The sequence below is a fragment of the Sphingomonas radicis genome, from assembly GCF_051400635.1.
GTDB lineage: Bacteria > Pseudomonadota > Alphaproteobacteria > Sphingomonadales > Sphingomonadaceae > Sphingomonas.
Window position 1 is genome coordinate 237,241 of sequence record NZ_JBLFFG010000004.1, and the last position, 15,850, is coordinate 253,090.

Genomic DNA, 15,850 nt, shown 5'->3' on the forward strand with positions numbered 1-15,850 from the left:
AAAGGGTGCGGGCCGCGATCGCGAGATTGCGGCCCGCGTTCTTTTTGGACCTTGGGGAAGCCCCCGTTCGCCCTTCGACAAGCTCAGGGCGAACGGGGGTGCTTCGACTTGACGAGGCAGACTCCAGAGGACTCCAGAGCACGCGCGACATATTCCCGAAATGTAACTCGACGTATCATTAATTGGGATACGATTGACTCGCGCGGGCTGCGGGAGCAGCATTGCGCGAAACGATACAGGGGAGAGGCATATGCTCGGGGCATTCATCATCACCGCGGCTGTGGCGGCGCAGGCGGCTCCCGTCGTCGCCGGCAGGCAAGTCGAGCGGCTCGATCGCGCCCTGGTGGCGGTGCCAGCGGCGGGCGGCGGCAACCATGTCTCATGGCGGCTGCTCGCCACTGATCCCAAGAGCACGAGCTTCACTCTCTACCGCGACGGCAAGGCCATCGCGCGCGTGAACGGCAGCGGCGCGGCGAGCTTTCTCGACGAGGCCGGCACCGCGGCTTCGCGCTATACCCTCGCCGTGGGTAAGGGGCGGCCGGGCGCGGCGGCTACCGTCTGGGCGGGCGGCTACCTCTCGATCCCGCTCGACAGACCCGCCGACCGCACCACGCCCGACGGCGAGACCTATAGCTACACCGCCAATGACGCTTCGGCGGGCGACCTCGACGGCGACGGCCGCTATGAGCTGATCGTCAAATGGTATCCCAGCATCGCCAAGGACAATGCCTTCGCGGGCTATTCGGGCGAGACGCTGATCGACGCCTATACGCTGGACGGCAAAAGGCTGTGGCGGATAGACCTGGGCCGCAACATCCGATCGGGCGCACACTATACCCAGTTCATGGTCTATGACCTGGACGGCGACGGCCGCGCCGAGATCGCGATGAAGACCGCCGATGGAACGATCGACGGCACCGGCAAGGCGATCGGCGACGCGCAGGCCGACTGGCGCAGCAGCGGCGGCGAGATCGCGTCGCAGGACCGCACCGGCTCCACCACCACTGCCGACGGCCGGCGCGTCGCGCAGACCAAGGGCCGGATCCTCGCCGGCCCCGAATTCCTGACCGTATTCGACGGCCGCACCGGCAAGGCGCTGGCGACCGCGCCCTATGCCCCGCCGCTCGATCCCACCACCCAGCGGCCGACACCCGAGCAGATGACCGCGAGCTGGGGCGACGGATACGGCAACCGATCCGAACGCTATCTCGCGGGCGTCGCCTATCTCGACGGCAAGCGGCCGAGCCTGGTCTTCGGCCGCGGCTATTACGCCCGATCGACGATCGCGGCATGGGACTATCGCGGCGGCAAGCTGACGCAGCGCTGGCTGTTCGATAGCGCCGTGCCCGGCAACGAGAAGTTCGGCGGCCAGGGCAACCACCAGCTCTCGACTGCCGATGTCGACGGCGACGGCCGCGACGAAGTTTTCTACGGATCGATGGTGGTCGACGACGACGGCAAGGGGCTCTGGTCCGCGGGCCTGGGCCATGGCGATGCGATGCATGTCTCCGACCTCGATCCCGGCCGGCCGGGCCTCGAGAAGTTCGGCATCCACGAGAATATGCGGATGAGCGGCAACCGCGGCGCGGCGATGCTCGACGCGAAGACCGGCGAAATCCTCTGGTCGACGCCTGCGGACGAGGACACCGGTCGCGGGCTCGCGATCGACATCGATCCGCGCCATCCCGGCGCCGAAGCCTGGGCGTCCAACTCGCGCGAGCTCTACGACGTGAAGGGCAATGTCATTCCGGGCGGGCATCCGCGCGCGGCGAATTTCGCGATCTGGTGGGACGGCGACCGGTTGCGCGAGCTGCTCGACGGCAAGCGCATCACCAAATGGAATTGGGAAGCGGCGCGCGAGGACCTGCTGCTCGATCCAGAGGGCACGGTCTCGAACAATGGCACCAAGCAGAACCCGGCGCTTTCGGCCGACTTGCTGGGCGATTGGCGCGAGGAGCTGGTGGTGCCGACCAGCGACAGCCGCGAGCTGCGCATCTACGCCACTCCGATCCCGACGCAGGAGCGGATCGTCACCCTGATGCACGATCCGGTCTATCGGCTGGGCGTGGCGTGGCAGAACACGGCGTACAACCAGCCCCCGCACCTCTCCTATTCGCCGGGGACGAGGTGAGATGCTGTTGGCGGCGGTGCTGTTGACGTCAATGGCCGCGCCGGAGCTGCGGTTCGACCCGGAATCCCAGGAGAGATCGATGGACAGTGGATCTCCATCACCGTCACCCCGGCCTTGTGCCGGGGTCCACCGGGAGGCGAGCCACGGGATCGAGAACAACAGTCAGCCGGTGGGGCCTGGTGGACCCCGGCACAAGGCCGGGGTGACGGAAGTGGGTGAACGCAGCCCCGGGTTCGAATGTCGGTTCAGTCTGGAGCCCGCCACGGCCACCGGCAGGATCATCGTGGCGCCCGGAAAGCGCTACGAGCCCGGCGGCTATGGCTATGAGCCGGAACGGCGAGGTGACGAGTTCCTCTTCTCCGCCGCGGTGCCCGAGGGGAATTACCGGGTGACCGTGCGGCTGAGCGGGCGGGCGACGCTGAAGGCTGAATCGCGGCGGCTGATGCTGCGCGACATCGCCACCAGGCCCGGCCAGTACGTCACTGCCAGCTTCATCGTGAACGTCCGCAATGCGCAGCTAACCCCGCCGCCCGCCAACGCGCCGGGGGGAAGCCAGGTGAAGCTCAAGAGCCGCGAAATGGGCAGCTACACTTGGGACGACAAGCTGACGCTGGAATTCCTGGGCGATCCGCGCGTCGCCTCGATCGACATCGAGCCCGTGGCGGTGCCGACGGTGTTCCTGGCGGGCGATTCGACGGTGACCGACCAGCGATCGGAGCCTGCGGCGAGCTGGGGACAGATGCTGACGGCGCTGTTCGAGCCCAGCGTCGCCATCGCCAATCATGCGGAATCGGGCGAGACGCTCAAGTCGTTCGTCACCGAGCTGCGATTCGACAAGCTGCTGTCACAGATCAAGCCGGGCGACTGGCTGCTGATCCAGTTCGGCCACAACGACCAGAAGGCCAACTGGCCGCAGACCTATGCCGATCCGCAGATCACCTATCCCGCGTGGCTGCGCACCTATATCGCCGAGGCGCGGCGCCGCGGGGCCCATCCGGTGCTGGTCACTTCGCCCGAACGGCGCAACTACGAGCCCCACGGGAAGGTGCGCCGCACGCTCGCGGAATATGGCGAAGCGGTGCGGAAAGTCGCACGCGAGGAGAAGCTCCCGCTACTCGATCTGCAGGAGCGGACCGTGACGCTGTACGAGGCACTGGGCGAAACCGAGGCGGCCAGGCTGTTCAATGAAGGCGGCGCCGATCGCACGCACCACAACAATGCCGGGGCATGGTTCCTGGCCCGCGCAGTGGCGGCGGAGATCGCGGCGCAGGTGCCCGGGCTGGCGGCGCATCTGAAGCCGGAGGCGCGTTCGTTCGATCCGGCGCATCCGAAGCTGGAAGAGGGCGCGATCGCGCCGAGCCTCGCGGAGAGTGACGTGCGGCCGGCGGGGAGTTGATGCGCACCGGCGAAGTCTTCGACGTTCGCGATCACGGCGCGAAGGGCGACGGCGTTGCGCTCGACAGCCCTGCAATCAACGCGGCAATCCTGGCCGCGGAGAAGGCGGGCGGCGGCGTGGTGGTATTGCCGCCGGGCCGCTACCTGAGCTTCTCGCTGCGGCTGAAAAGCCGCGTCACGCTGGCGATCGAGCAAGGCGCGGTGCTGGTCGCCGCCGAGAAGGGACCGCTCGGTGCCTATGACCTGCCCGAGGAGCGCGGCCCCCAGCTCTATCAGGATTTCGGCCATAGCCATTGGCACAACAGCCTGATCTGGGCCGAGGGTGCCGAGGACATCGCGATCATCGGCAAGGGGCGGATCGACGGGCTGGGCCTCACCCGCAACGGCCCCGGCACGCCGTGGAGCAAACAGGCGGGCGAGCGGCCGCTGTCGATGGCGGCGATGCCGGTGCAGGACGTGGCGAAGCTGGAGCAGAGCCGCAAGGCGATGCTGGGCATGGGCAACAAGGCGATCGCGCTCGCGCATTGCCGGCGCGTCCGGCTGGAAGGCTTCACTCTGTTCAAGGGCGGCCATTTCGCGCTGCTCGCAAGCGAAGTCGACGATCTCGACGTGATCGATCTGACGATCGACACCAATCGCGACGGGCTCGATCTCGATTGCGTGCGGCGGGCGCGGGTCGAGCGCTGCCGGGTCAATTCGCCCAACGACGATGCGATCGTGTTCAAGACCAGCCTTGGGCTCGGGCGGCGCGCGTCGTGCGAGGACATCACGATCCGCGGCTGCACCGTCACCGGCTATGATCTCGGCACGATGCTCGACGGGACTCTCCAGCGCAGCCAGCAGCTCGCGCCGGACCGCGACCGCGTGACCGGACGGATCAAGCTCGGCACCGAGAGCAACGGCGACTTCCGCCGCATCCGCATCCAGGACTGCCGCTTCGAGCGCAGCCGCGGGCTGGCGATCGAGACCGTCGACGGCGGGACGATCGAGGACGTTCTCGCCGAGAATATCGCGATGGAGGAAGTGACCACTGCGCCGCTGTTCCTGCGGCTGGGCGCGCGGCTGCGGGGGCCCGAGGGGACCAGCGTGGGCGCGATGCAGGGCGTCGAGGTGCGCGGGCTCAGCGCGCGGGGGATCGATCCGCGCTTCGCCGCGATCCTGGCGGGGCTGCCGGGGCATCGGATCGAATGCGTCCAGCTTCGCGACATCGCGCTGGCGTTCGAGGGCGGGTTCGCCGAACCGGTGCCCGCGAGCCCGGCCGAGCTTGCCGACGCCTATCCCGAGCCGAGCATGTTCGGCTCCACGCCGGCCTGGGGCCTGTGGGCGCGGCACGTCACCGGGCTGGAGGTCAAGCGGCTGCGGCTGTCACGCCCCGGCGCCGATCCGCGCCCGCCGGTGCTGCTCGACGACGCGCAGGTGGCGCGGGTGGAAGACGCGGATTATTGGCCACGCGAGGTTTGACGCGAAGCCCGCATTATACTACCAGATAATGCATGGTCATCCCATAAATTGGGATTTGGAGAGGGGCATGACGACTACCCACGCATTCAGGATGCAGCTCAAGGCTGGCGTCGTCGACGAGTACAAGGCGCGGCACGATGCGATCTGGCCCGAGCTGGCCGAGCTGCTCCACGATCACGGCATCCGCGACTATTCGATCTTCCTCGACGAGGAGACGCTGTCGCTGTTCGCGGTGCTCAAGCTCACCGACGACAACCGGCGCGATGCGCTTCCCGGTCACCCGGTCATGCAGAAATGGTGGGACTATATGGCGCCGCTAATGGAGGTCGAGCCGGGCAACAAGCCGCGCGAATGGCCGCTCAAGCCCTTGTTCTACCTGCCGTGATGCGCGCCATCCCCTCCCCCAAACCCGTTCGTGCTGAGCTTGTCGAAGCACGCTCAATGCCGGCCGCCCGCGGCATGGCGCCCTTCGACATGCTCAGGGCGAACGGATGGGATGTGATCCGTGCTGCGCTGCTTGCCGCGACTGCGCTGGTAGCGCTTCCCGCTGCCGCGCAGGAAGCCAGGCCGACCGCCAACTCCAACGCACCGGTGAAGAGCTTCGGCCGCGTCTCGTATGACGCGCGCTCGCTGATGATCGACGGCAAGCGCACGATCATCTGGTCGAGCGAGATGCACGCGTTCCGCCTGCCCTCGCCCGACCTGTGGCGCGACGTGCTGCAGAAGATGAAGGCGAGCGGGTTCAACACCGTGGCCTTCTATTTCGACTGGGGCTTCCACAGCCCTAAGAAGGGCGTGTACGACTTCAGCGGCATCCGCGACATCGACCGGCTGCTGACGATGGCGGAGGAGGAAGGGCTCTACGTCATGACGCGGGCGGGCCCCTATGTGAACGCCGAGCTCACCCGCGGCGGCTTCCCCGGCTGGCTGGTCAACCAGCGCGCGCGGGCACGCACCGACGATCCCGAGTATCTGGCGGCGGCCGATGAGTGGCTGACCCAGGTCAACGCGATCATCGCGCGCCACCAGATCAACGGCGACGGCAGGGGCAACCGCGGCAACGTCATCCTCCACCAGATCGAGAACGAGCTGGCGCTGACCACCCCGTCGCAGCGCCGCTACATGGACCACCTCTACAAGAAAGCGCGCGCCGACGGCATCAACGTACCGATCTTCCACAACGACCAGGGCCGCAACGGCTATTGGGTGCCCGAAGGCTCGGGCGTGGAGAAGACCGTCGAAGGCCCGAACGACCTGTATGCGTTCGACGGCTATCCGGGCGGCACCTGCACCGTCACCGGCAAGCCGACGCGCGGCTCGGCGGCACCCGACTGGGGCTATTACGGCCCAGGCGGCGCCAAGGGCGGGGCCTCCGCCTCGCCCAACACGCCCGGCTTCGCGGCGGAGTTCGGCGGCGGCTGGTTCGATTATTGGGGCTCGAACGGCGGCTACGAGTGCAACGCGGTGCAGCGCGGCAAGCGCTTCCAGCGCGTGTTCTACGGCACCAACCTGGCCAACGGCATCAGCATCCAGAGCTTCTACATGGGCTTCGGCGGGACGAGCTGGGGGTGGCTGCCGGCGCCGGTGGTGTTCACCAGCTACGACTATGGCGCCGCCTTTTCCGAGACGCGCGAGGTACGGCCCAAGGCCGAGGAGCTCAAGCAGCTCGGTGGGCTGATCGCCGCAGTGCCCGATCTGGCCGGGATGATCCCCGCGGGGCCGGTGGAGATCTCCTCCGAGAATATTCAGGTCTACCACAACAAGAGCCCGGAAACGGACGCGCGCTTCCTGCTCGTCACGCACAAGCCCTCCAACGGCCAGACCAACGACCGCTTCACCGTGACCGCCAACCTGCCCGACGGGCGCTACACGCTGCCGCTGGAGCTCAACGGCTTCGACGCCAAGTGGCTGGTCGCGGGGGTCAACCTCGGCGGGCAGCGGCTGGTCTATTCGACCTCGGAGGTGCAGACGGCACTGAAGCAGGACGAGCGGGATCTGATGCTGGTCTACGGCCGCGCCGGCGAGGCAGGCGAGACGGTGCTGCGCTATGCCAGCGAACCCAAGGTGACCGTGCTCGAAGGCAGTGCGACCTCGACTTTCGATGCGAAGGGCGACCTCAAGCTCAGCTACTCGCACCAAGGCCTGACCCGCGTTCGCATCAGCGGCGGCGGGCGGCCGGACCTGCTGCTGCTGATCGGCGACGAAGCCGAGGGCGCGAAGTTCTGGCACATGGGCGACACGCTGGTGCGCGGCCCGGCACTGGTGCGCACCGCCGATGCCAAGGGCGGCACGTTCGCGCTCACCGGCGACACGCGCGAAGCGACGCCGCTCGAGGTGTGGACCACGGCGCGCACGGTGAGCTGGAACGGCGCCAGGGTGGCGGCATCGCGCTCGCCGAGCGGCAGCCTGGTGGCGGCAAAGCCCCTGCCCGGCCCCGCCGAAGTGACGCTTCCCGCGCTCACCAGCTGGCGGATGGCCAAGGGCTCGCCCGAAACCCAACCCGGCTTCGACGACAGCGGCTGGCAGACGATCGACAACCGCGCCTATGCCAGCATCACCGCGCGGCCCGACGGCCAGCCCAACATGCTGATGGATGCCTATGGCTTCCACGAAGGCGATGTGTGGTATCGCGGGCGCTTCGCGGGCACGCCGGATGCGCAGCGGCTCAAGCTCCATTACGGCGCGGGCGGATCGGGGCTGGTGCAGGTGTTCCTCGACGGAAAGCTGGTGGGCCAGGACGAGATTCCTGCCGGCCTCCCGCGCCCGATCACCACCGGCGCCCCGAGCTTCGCGCTGCCCGACGCCGCGCGCACACCGGGCGAGCATGTCCTGTCGGTGATGGTCCGCAACAACGGGCACAATTGGGACCTCGACGCCGACGACTTCCACAAGGAGGCGCGCGGGCTGGTTTCGGCTTCGGTCGAGCCCGTTGCGGGGCCCAGCTTCTCGGTGCCGGTGACGTGGAAGATCCAGGGCCGCAAAGGCGGCGAGGACCTTGCCGACCCGGTGCGCGGCGTGTCCAACAACGGCGGGCTGTTCGGAGAGCGCACGGGCTGGCACCTGCCGGGCTTCGACGACAGCGGCTGGAAGCCTGCGAGCATTCCCGCCACGCAGGCAGCACCCGGCACCAGCTGGTATCGCACCAGCTTCGACCTGGCCGTGCCCAAGGAGCAGGATGCGACGATCGGCATCGCCTTCGGCGACACGAGCAAGCCGCGCTCGCCCAATGCCTATCGCGTGCTGATCTTCGTCAACGGCTGGAACATGGGCCAGTTCATCGCGCATGTCGGCCCGCAGCGCATCTTCCCGGTGCCGGAAGGCATCCTAAACCACCGCGGCCACAACAGCATCGCATTGGCCGTCACTTCGGACGGCGCGCCGGGCAACGCGATCGAGGATGTGAAGCTCGTCACGCTGCGCAACGTCAAAGGCGGGCTGCCCGTGCGCATGGTGGAAGCGCCAGCCAAGCCTGAGGACCTCAAGTGATCGCTCGCCGCGCGCTGCTCGCCGGGGCTGCTGCCGCGACCGCGGCGGCTGTGATCGCGCGGCCTGCCGCCGCGGCGCCGATCGAGCGTTTCCCGATCTGGCCGGGCTCGCCTCCCGGTGGCGGGGGGCTAAGCGTGCGCGACGAAGTGGTGAAGCGTTCGCCGAATGGACCTGCGGACGACATCGCCTGGCCGCATGTCGCGACGCCGATGCTGAACGTCGTTCCCGCGGTGAAACCCAACGGCGCCGCGATCCTGATGATCCCCGGCGGCGGCTATGCACGGGTCGCGCTCGGCTGTGAGGGATCGTCGATTTCGCGTGTCTTCGCCGCGCGTGGGTACACAGTGTTCGAGCTGCTCTACCGGCTGCCGCACGACGGCTGGGCCGCGGGCCCTGACGCTCCGCTGCAGGATGCCCAGCGCGCGATGCGGCTGATCCGCGCGCAGGCGGCACGCCGGGGCATCGATCCCGCGCGGGTCGCCGCGATCGGCTTTTCCGCCGGCGGGCACCTGGCGGCGCGACTGGCAAGCCGTTTCGCGCTGGAGACCTACAAGCCCGTCGATGCTATCGACACCGGCGCCGCACGCCCCGCCGTCGCCGGGCTGTTCTTCCCGGTGATCACGCTGAGCGATCCCAACGCCCACGGCCAGTCCCGCCGCGAGCTACTGGGCAAGGATGCGAGCCCCGAGCGGATCACGCGTTTCTCTGCCGAAAGCGACCTGCCTGCCGACATGCCGCCGACCTTCGTCGCGCACGCCGCCGACGATCCGGTGGTGAAGCGGGCCAACAGCCTGTTGATGTTCGACGCGCTCCAGGCCGCCAAGATCCCGTCCGAGCTGCACATCTTCGAAAAGGGTGGGCACGGCCTGCCGCTGGCCGAAGGCGGAAACGAGCATCCCTGGCCCGGCCTATTCGAGCGCTTCGCGCGCCGCCACGGGCTGTGATGCATAGAGGCATTTCCCGCCGGGAGCTCGGCCTGGGCATGGGCGGCCTGTGCGCTGCCGCGCTCGTGGGCCCGGCGCATGCGGCGAAGAGCGCGCGGCCCTGGCCCTATCTGATCGGCGCCGACATCTCATGGGTGCCCGAGGACGAGGCCGCAGGCGCGACCTATTATCTGGACGGGGTGCAGAAGGACCCGCTCGCGATCTTCCGCGAAGCCGGGTTCAACGCGCTCAAGCTCCGGCTCTTCGTGAATCCCGAGAATGGCTATTCGAAGGGCAAGCCCGGCGGCCCGTGGTGCGGGCTCGAACAGACCATCGACTTTTCCCGACGGATCAAGGCGGCGGGCTTCCACCTTTCGACCACGCTCCATTATTCGGACACCTGGGCCGATCCGCAGCATCAGGAGAAGCCGGCCGCCTGGGCCGAGCTGCCTTTCGCGAAGCTGGTCGAGGCCGTGCACCGCTACACTGCCGACACCTTCGCCGCACTCAAGGCTGCCGGCGCTGCGCCCGATCTCGCGATCCTGGGCAACGAGACGACGTTCGGCATGCTCTGGCCCGAAGGCCGCGTTCCGCTGACGATCCCCACCGGAAATCCGCAGACCGACAAGGTCCATATGAACGCTACCGGAGTGGGCGGTTACGACCGGTTTGCTGCGCTGCTCAAGGCGGCCGTCTCGGCGACGCGCGAGACGCTGCCCGGCGTTCCGCTGGCGCTGCACAACCATCTCGGCCGGCACTGGCCCATCGTTCGCCACTGGACCGACAGCCTGATCGAGCGCGGCGTCGATTTCGATGCGCTCGGTTTCTCCTGCTATCAGCAGGCGGCCGAGGGCGATTGGGAGCGCAGCTTCGCCGAGTTCGTCAGGCGCTATCCCGACAAGGGTTTCTTCGCGATCGAATACTCCTCGCGCAAACGCTATGTGAACGACCTCGTCCACGCGCACGCCAATGGCTGGGGCAGCTATATCTGGGAGCCGACCCGGCACCAGGAAGCGATCTTCCTGAAGGACGGCGTCAGCGCCGGCGAAGGCCCCCGGCCGAACCTGCTCTCGCAGGGCATCAACAGCGCCGAAGCGCCGGGCGCCGCGCCCACACCGCCGGGCCCGCGCAAGCCCCGCAACCACGGCGGCCGCTACGACGCCGATCCGAATTTCATTCGCCTCTACCAACAGATGGCGAAGGATTATGGAGTCACCCAGTGACTCGCCCCTACCCCACCGACACCAGGAGATATTAAGTGGCCGCCCTCACGCACGACGTTCCGCGCAGCGAGATCACGTCGAAGATCGATCTGCTCATGGACAATCTCGTCAACATCAAGGACGAGACCGGCGAGTTCCTGCTCCATCTCGAGGACGGCCGCATCATCGACACCAAGGGTTGGGCCGGCTGGGAATGGACGCACGGCGTGGGCCTGTTCGGCATGTGGCGCTATTATGAGCAGACCGGCGACGACAAGGCGCTGCACATCATCAAACAGTGGTTCGAGGACCGCTTCGCCGAAGGCACGCCGACCAAGAACATCAACACCGTCGCACCGTTCATCACGCTGGCGTACCTGTACGAGCAGGAGCCCGATCCGCGCTACATCCCCTATCTCGATACCTGGGCCGAATGGCTGATGGCCGATGACGGCCTTCCCAAGACCGAGGAAGGCGGCTTCCAGCACATCGTCTACAACGACGAGAATCCCGGCGAGATGTGGGACGACACGCTGATGATGTCGGTGCTGCCGCTCGCCAAGATCGGCCTGCTGCTGGGTCGGCCGCATTATGTCGAGGAGGCCAAGCGCCAGTTCCTCGTCCACATCAAATATCTCTTCGACAAGAAGACCGGGCTCTGGTTCCACGGCTGGGACTTCAACGGCCGGCACAATTTCGCCGAGGCGCTGTGGGCGCGCGGCAATTGCTGGGTGACGATCGCGATCCCCGAGATCATCGAGATCCTGGATCTGCCCGAGGGCGACGCCTTCCGTACCTTCCTGATCGACACGCTCGCCGTGCAAGTGAAGACGCTCGCCGCGACGCAGGACGAGAGCGGGCTGTGGCACACGCTGGTGATGGACCCGACCTCGTATCTCGAGGCTTCGGCAACCGCGGGCTTCGCCTATGGCATCCTCAAGGCAGTGCGGAAGGGCTATCTGCCGCGCCATTACGAGGCCGTCGGCATTAAGGCCGTGCGCGGCGTGCTGGCGAACATCGACGCGAGCGGCGAGCTCCAGCAGGTGAGCTTCGGCACTGCGATGGGCGACACGCTGCAATTCTACAAGGACATCCGCCTGACCTCGATGCCCTATGGCCAGAGCCTCGCGATCTGCGCGCTCGGCGAGTTCCTGCGGACGTATATCTGATGCTGCGGGCGGCGTGTTTCCTCGGACGCGCCGCCCCTAAATCCTCCCCCGCCAGGGGGAGGTGGCATGCGAAGCATGACGAGGGGGAGGAAGCACACCGCTGCATCGGTGATTCCTCCCCTCCCACCTCCCCCTGGCGGGGGAGGATAGAGGATGCACGCCCCGCGGCTACTTCGCCTTCGCCAGCTCCACGGCATAGACATGGTTGGCGCCCTCGAAATTGGCGCGGAACACGATCCATTTGCCGTCGGGCGTGAAGGTCATGTTGGGCTCGAGCCGGTAATCCTGCTTGCGCATGTCGACCAGCTTCTCGGAGTCGAGCGTGCCGGGGGCGATCAGGTTCTCGGCGTCCGGGGCGTGGATGCCCGCTACGTCCGGGATGTCCCTGGGCGTGAACAGGTAGAGATATTTCCCGTCGGGCGCGTGCGCGACCATCTCGCTGTCGCCACCGTCGCCCGAGAAAAGCTTGCCGTCGGGCGACTGGTAATAGTGCACCGACCATTCGTTGCGCTCGACATTGTACCAGCGCCGCTTGCCGCTCGCGAGGTCGTAGCCGGCGAGCCAGAAGACTTCGCCGCGCGGGGTCTGGAGGTCGTACCAGATCGTCTTGCCGTCGGGGGAGAAGAACTCGTGCCCCGCGATCTCCATGTTCATCGTGCGCTGATGGACGAGCTTCTTGCCCGTGCCGTCGGCGCGGATCGTCCAGATCCGGTCGACCTTGTGCCACGGTCCCTCATGGCAATACATGATCTGCTGCGGGTCGGTGGGCGAGAACTGGATGTGGTTGAGCCAATCGGTCGAGGCCGTGACCACCTTGCGCGCCCCGGTCTTCACGTCGATCGTGAAGATCTCCATCGGAATTTTCGCTTCTAGCCGCTCGTTGAGGCGCACTTCCTTGGCCTCGGCATAGGTCATCGGGCGACCGTCCGGCCAGTTGGCGGCATATTGCGCCTGGTCGAAGCGCTTGTTGTCCCCCGGCTTGGCGCCGGGCTGGAGCGGGCGGGCGGTCTCGGCCCATTGGCCGAGCAGCAGCGTCTCGTCGGCGTTGATCGAGCCGATGAAGCCTTCCTTGATCTCGGCGATCTTGCGCGTCTTGCCGCTGTCGATATCGGCGGCGAAGATCGTCCAGGGCGCGCCTTCGCGCTCGCGCGTCTGATAATAGGCGGTGCGCGTCTTGCGCCCGGTGAAGAGCAGAACCAGCCCCTTGCCCCTGACCAGCGGCGTCACTTCCCAGCTCTTGAGATCGACCACCGAGATCCCGCCGGGGACCGAAATCACCATCTTGTCGCCCTGCGGCGTGTAGCTGTTCTGGTGGAAATAGAGGCTCGCGCTCCCCGCCTCGCGGCTGATCCGCACCACCTTGTGTCCTGTCAGCGGGTCGATCCACTCCGCCGCCGGATCGGCCGCCGCGCCGCTGGCGGCTAGCAGCAGCGCCACCGCCGCAATTCCCTGGCCAATCGCCCATCCGCGCCGCATCCTCTCTCTCCCGCCGACTTGATGTCGTTCCACATATCATGATAGCGGTTCAAAATATGGAGTAAAGAACAGGCCTGGCCTGTCGCCGAGAGGAACCTTGATGGCCACCAGCGCCGCCGCTTCTGCCCCCCGCCCCGTCCGCCTGATCAACTATCTCGCTTACGGCTCGAACGACGTGCTCGGCGCGGGCTCGATGGCGGTGATCTCGGGCTGGGTGCTGTTCTTCTACACCACCTTCTGCGGGCTCGACGCGTGGCAGGCGGGGCTGATCTTCCTCGTCGCGCGCGTGCTCGACGCGATCGCCTCGCCGATCATCGGGCACATCTCGGACAACATGGGCGAGACTCCGCTCGGCCGCCGCTTCGGTCGCCGGCGCTTCTTCATCCTCGCCGCCATTCCGCTGCTCCCCAGCTTCGCGATCATGTGGGTCTCGGGGATGGGCTTTTGGTATTATCTCGTCACCTACGTGCTGTTCGAGCTGGTCTACGCGATGGAGATCATCCCGTACGAGACGCTCGCCGCGGAGATGGGCAAGGACTTCAAGACCAAGGCCAAGTTCGCCACCACGCGCATCCTCTTCGCGCAGGCGAGCGCGATCCTGGCGGGCTTCCTCCCCGGCTGGCTGATCGAGGCGCTGGGCAAGGACAGTGCGGACACCTTCCTCTACATGGGGCTGCTGTTCACCGCGCTGTTCATGCTCGCAGCCGGCCTGCTCTACCTCTTCAGCTGGGAGCGGGCGCCCTCCGAGGTCGCGGCGCTGCGCCCCGCGGGCGACCAGCGACCGAGCGTCGGATCGGCGATCAAGGCGCTCTACCGCAATCTCTTCTCCACCTTCCGCATCCGCGCCTTCCGCCTCCACCTCGGCATGTACCTGGGGGGCTATATCAGCCAGGACGTGTTCAACGCAGCCTTCACCTTCTTCGTGGTGTTCGCGCTGGCCGGATCGATCACCGTCGCCTCGTCGCTGCTCGGCACGATGTACATCGTCCAGTTCGTCGCGGTGGCGCTCGCCAGCTATGTGGCGCTGCGCAAATCGCCGTCGCGGGCCTATCAGCTCGCGGCGATCAGCTTCGCGATCGGCGTGGTCGCGCTGCTGGTGCTGTGGAACGCCGGCGTCCGCTCGACCGACGCGCTGATCTGGGTGCCGATCGTCCTCGCCGGGCTCGGCCGCGGCGCGCTCAACTACATCCCGTGGGCGACCTATAATTACATGGCCGACGTCGACGAGATCGTCACCGGCCGGCGCCGCGAGGGTGCCTTTGCGGGCGTGATGACCTTCGTGCGGAAAATGACTCAGTCGGCCGCGGTGTTTGGCGTCACCACGATCATGAGCTGGGGCGGCTTCGTATCGGGCGCAAAGGTCCAGAGCGACGAAGCGATCCTCACGCTGGCTATGGTGCTCGGCATCGGCACGATCGCGGTGCTCGCGTGCGGAATTATGGTTTCGCTCCGCTTCAAGCTCAATTCGGCAACACATGACGTGCTGATGGCCGAGATCGACCGGCTCAAGAGCGGCGATCCCGCGCCGCCCACGCCGGAGGCCAAGGCGATCGTAGAGGATCTTTCGGGCTGGAAGTACGAGCAGCTCTGGGGGAACAACCCGGTCGCGGGAATCCGCCGCTAATGCTGCCCGCCGCGCTGGCGCTGCTCGTCCAGGCGGCAGACCCGGTCGCACCCGTCCCGCTGTTCCGCGACCCGGTGCACGACGGCGCCGCCGATCCGTCGGTCGTGCACGATACCGCAAGCGGCGAATGGGTGATGTTCTACACCAATCGCCGCGCCGACCTGAAGCTGGCCGACCCCAAGGACGTCAGCTGGGTGCACGGCACTGCAATCGGCGTCGCGCGATCGAAGGATGGTGCGGCCTGGCGCTACGCCGGCACAGCCGCGATCCCCGAGCGCTGCACCGGCGCAACGCTCTGGGCGCCCGAGGTCCAGCGCTTCGGCGACACATGGCACATGTGGATCACCGTGGTACCGGGCGTGTTCCGCGACTGGAACGCGCCGCGCTTCCTGGTCCATCTGACCAGCAAGGACCTGACGCGCTGGGAATGCGGCGAGCGCGTTGAGCTCGGATCGGACCGGATCATCGACGCCAGCGTGCTCGCGCTCCCCGGCGGCGGGTATCGGCTGTGGTTCAACGACGAGCGCTCGGGCAAGGCAATCAAATATGCCGACAGCGCCGATCTGACCCACTGGACCGTCCGCGGTACCGTGGTCTCAACGCCGGGCGAAGGCCCCAAGGCGTTTCGCTGGCGCGGGCGCTGGTGGCTGATCAGCGACGCGTGGAAGGGGCTGCTGGTCAACCGCTCGGACGACGGCGAGCATTGGACCGCGCAGCCCGGACATTTGCTCGGCGAGCCGGGCACCCGCCCCACCGATCGCGCCAAGGCGCAGCACCCCGATGTGATCGTTACGGGCGAACGCGCGTACCTCATCTATTTCGTCCACCAGTCGGGCGAACCCGAAGCCGCCCGCAACCCGAGCTGGGGCCGCCGCAGCGTGCTCCAGATCGCCGAGCTTGGCGAGAAGGACGGCGTGATTTCGGTCGATCGCGAAGCGCAGGTGAAGATGGATCTCGGCGACTAGAGCAGCGGCCCGCAAAAC

The 15,850-nt window shown here is 67.2% G+C and carries 11 protein-coding genes; 10 read left to right on the plus strand and 1 reads right to left on the minus strand.

The window, feature by feature from the left end; translation table 11 throughout:
• Window positions 1-250 precede the first annotated feature (250 nt).
• From ACMGDH_RS15360 to bglB, 8 genes are all read left to right on the plus strand, one after another.
• Window positions 251-2,131: a rhamnogalacturonan lyase gene (locus ACMGDH_RS15360; protein ID WP_436828845.1), complete on the plus strand. Its 1,881-nt coding sequence runs from the start codon at window positions 251-253 to the stop codon at window positions 2,129-2,131.
• Window positions 2,132-2,342: 211 nt separating this feature from the next.
• Window positions 2,343-3,527, plus strand: coding sequence for a rhamnogalacturonan acetylesterase (locus ACMGDH_RS15365; RefSeq protein ID WP_436828846.1), 1,185 nt, complete (start codon window positions 2,343-2,345; stop codon window positions 3,525-3,527).
• Entirely contained in the window at window positions 3,527-4,987 is a 1,461-nt protein-coding gene (locus ACMGDH_RS15370) for a rhamnogalacturonidase (RefSeq protein WP_436828847.1), read from the plus strand. Before ACMGDH_RS15365 ends, ACMGDH_RS15370 begins: the two co-directional genes overlap by 1 nt.
• A 67-nt stretch (window positions 4,988-5,054) precedes the next feature.
• Entirely contained in the window at window positions 5,055-5,372 is a 318-nt protein-coding gene (locus tag ACMGDH_RS15375) for an L-rhamnose mutarotase (RefSeq protein ID WP_436828848.1), read from the plus strand.
• A 56-nt stretch (window positions 5,373-5,428) separates the two neighbouring features.
• Entirely contained in the window at window positions 5,429-8,473 is a 3,045-nt protein-coding gene (locus ACMGDH_RS15380; RefSeq protein WP_436828849.1) for a beta-galactosidase, read from the plus strand.
• Window positions 8,470-9,417, plus strand: a complete 948-nt coding sequence (locus tag ACMGDH_RS15385) for an alpha/beta hydrolase (protein WP_436828850.1) — start codon at window positions 8,470-8,472, stop codon at window positions 9,415-9,417. Before ACMGDH_RS15380 ends, ACMGDH_RS15385 begins: the two co-directional genes overlap by 4 nt.
• Window positions 9,417-10,619: a glycosyl hydrolase 53 family protein gene (locus ACMGDH_RS15390; RefSeq protein WP_436828851.1), complete on the plus strand. Its 1,203-nt coding sequence runs from the start codon at window positions 9,417-9,419 to the stop codon at window positions 10,617-10,619. Before ACMGDH_RS15385 ends, ACMGDH_RS15390 begins: the two co-directional genes overlap by 1 nt.
• Before the next feature lie 35 nt (window positions 10,620-10,654).
• Entirely contained in the window at window positions 10,655-11,767 is a 1,113-nt protein-coding gene (bglB, locus tag ACMGDH_RS15395; protein WP_436828852.1) for a beta-galactosidase BglB, read from the plus strand.
• A 168-nt stretch (window positions 11,768-11,935) separates the two neighbouring features.
• Here bglB and ACMGDH_RS15400 read toward each other — a convergent pair whose 3' ends face one another.
• Window positions 11,936-13,243, minus strand: coding sequence for an oligogalacturonate lyase family protein (locus tag ACMGDH_RS15400; RefSeq protein ID WP_436828853.1), 1,308 nt, complete (start codon window positions 13,241-13,243; stop codon window positions 11,936-11,938).
• A gap of 100 nt (window positions 13,244-13,343) precedes the next feature.
• On the opposite strand from ACMGDH_RS15400, the gene ACMGDH_RS15405 reads away from it, so the two are divergent.
• A complete protein-coding gene (locus ACMGDH_RS15405) occupies window positions 13,344-14,867 on the plus strand; it encodes an MFS transporter (protein ID WP_436828854.1) in 1,524 nt (507 codons plus the stop codon).
• Window positions 14,867-15,832, plus strand: coding sequence for a glycoside hydrolase family protein (locus ACMGDH_RS15410; RefSeq protein WP_436828855.1), 966 nt, complete (start codon window positions 14,867-14,869; stop codon window positions 15,830-15,832). The genes ACMGDH_RS15405 and ACMGDH_RS15410 overlap by 1 nt, the downstream gene beginning before the upstream one ends.
• The last annotated feature ends 18 nt before the right edge of the window (window positions 15,833-15,850 follow it).